This window comes from Bacillus sp. 2B09 (genome assembly GCF_003946835.1).
In the GTDB taxonomy this organism is placed as follows: domain Bacteria; phylum Bacillota; class Bacilli; order Bacillales; family Bacillaceae; genus Bacillus; species Bacillus altitudinis.
On sequence record NZ_RPSG01000019.1, the window covers coordinates 1 to 2325 of the forward strand.

Annotated in this window: 1 protein-coding gene; it reads right to left on the bottom strand. The window is 56.4% G+C overall.

Translation table 11 applies throughout. The features are described from left to right. The coding region (locus tag EBQ12_RS19450) for a beta strand repeat-containing protein (RefSeq protein ID WP_481747116.1) at window positions 1–2325 on the bottom strand (2325 nt) is incomplete at both ends.

Genomic DNA, 2325 nt, shown 5'->3' on the forward strand with positions numbered 1-2325 from the left:
CACCAGTAACTCCGGTGGCACCGGTAGGACCAGTAGCACCAGTAACTCCAGTGGCTCCCGTAGGGCCAGTATCACCAGTTACACCAGTCGCACCGGTAGGTCCGGTATTACCAGTTGGACCAGTATCACCTGTTGGACCAGTAGGTCCGGTATCTCCAGTTACTCCAGTTACTCCAGTATCTCCAGTTGATCCTGCTGCAGCCAGTAATGTGTAGTCTGGAGAAGTATCTGGTGTACCTGTCGGTGGTGCAGTATTTACTACATACGTACTGCCATTAAAGGTCACTACTTGCCCTACCGGGTAAGTAGGACTTACTACCGGATCAAACGCTTCAATTCCTGTTAATCCTACACCGGTAGGCCCAGTATCTCCAGTTACTCCAGTGGCACCGGTAGGGCCAGTATCACCAGTTACACCAGTCGCACCAGTAGGCCCGGTATCACCAGTTACACCAGTGGCACCAGTAGGCCCGGTATCACCAGTTACACCAGTCGCACCGGTAGGTCCGGTATTACCAGTTGCACCAGTATCACCGGTTGGACCAGTAGGTCCGGTATCTCCAGTTACACCAGTGGTTCCAGTAGGCCCGGTATCTCCAGTAGCTCCAGTAACTCCGGTGGCACCAGTAGGCCCGGTATCTCCAGTAGCTCCAGTAACTCCGGTGGCACCAGTAGGCCCGGTATCTCCAGTAGCTCCAGTAACTCCGGTGGCACCAGTAGGCCCGGTATCTCCAGTTACACCAGTCGCACCGGTAGGTCCAGTATCACCAGTTACACCAGTCGCACCAGTAGGTCCGGTATCACCAGTTACACCAGTGGCACCGGTAGGTCCAGTATCTCCAGTTACACCAGTGGCACCAGTGGCACCAGTAGGTCCGGTATTACCAGTTGCACCAGTATCACCGGTTGGACCAGTAGGTCCGGTATCACCAGTTGCACCAGTATCACCGGTAGGCCCGGTATCACCAGTTACACCAGTAGGCCCAGTATCTCCAGTTACACCGGTAGGTCCGGTATCACCAGTTACACCAGTGGCACCAGTAGGTCCAGTATCACCAGTTACACCAGTGGCACCGGTAGGTCCGGTATTACCAGTTGCACCAGTATCACCGGTTGGACCAGTAGGTCCGGTATCTCCAGTGGATCCAGTAACTCCGGTGGCACCAGTAGGCCCGGTATCTCCAGTTACACCAGTCGCACCGGTAGGGCCAGTATCACCAGTTACACCAGTCGCACCAGTAGGTCCGGTATCACCAGTTACACCAGTCGCACCGGTAGGCCCGGTATCACCAGTCGCACCGGTTGGACCAGTAGGTCCGGTATCTCCAGTGGATCCAGTAACTCCGGTGGCACCAGTAGGTCCGGTATCACCAGTTACACCAGTCGCACCGGTAGGGCCAGTATCACCAGTTACACCAGTCGCACCGGTAGGGCCAGTATCACCAGTTACACCAGTGGCACCAGTAGGCCCGGTATCACCAGTAGCTCCAGTAACTCCGGTGGCACCAGTAGGCCCGGTATCACCAGTTACACCAGTCGCACCGGTAGGCCCGGTATCACCAGTTACACCAGTCGCACCAGTAGGACCGGTATCACCAGTAGCTCCAGTAACTCCGGTAGGCCCGGTATCTCCAGTTACACCAGTCGCACCGGTAGGCCCGGTATCTCCAGTTACACCAGTGGCACCAGTAGGCCCGGTATCTCCAGTGGATCCAGTAACTCCGGTGGCACCGGTAGGACCAGTAGCACCAGTAACTCCAGTGGCTCCCGTAGGGCCAGTATCACCAGTTACACCAGTCGCACCGGTAGGGCCAGTATCACCAGTTACACCAGTCGCACCGGTAGGGCCAGTATCACCAGTTACACCAGTGGCACCAGTAGGCCCGGTATCACCAGTAGCTCCAGTAACTCCGGTGGCACCAGTAGGCCCGGTATCACCAGTTACACCAGTCGCACCGGTAGGCCCGGTATCACCAGTTACACCAGTCGCACCAGTAGGCCCGGTATCACCAGTAGCTCCAGTAACTCCGGTAGGACCGGTATCACCAGTTACACCAGTCGCACCGGTAGGCCCGGTATCTCCAGTTACACCAGTGGCACCAGTAGGCCCGGTATCTCCAGTGGATCCAGTAACTCCGGTGGCACCGGTTGGACCAGTATCTCCAGTTACACCAGTGGCACCAGTAGGCCCGGTATCTCCAGTAGGTCCGGTATCTCCAGTTACTCCAGTATCTCCAGTTGATCCTGCTGCAGCCAGTAATGTGTAGTCTGGGGAAGTATCTGGTGTACCTGTCGGTGGTGCAGTATTTACTACATACGTACTGC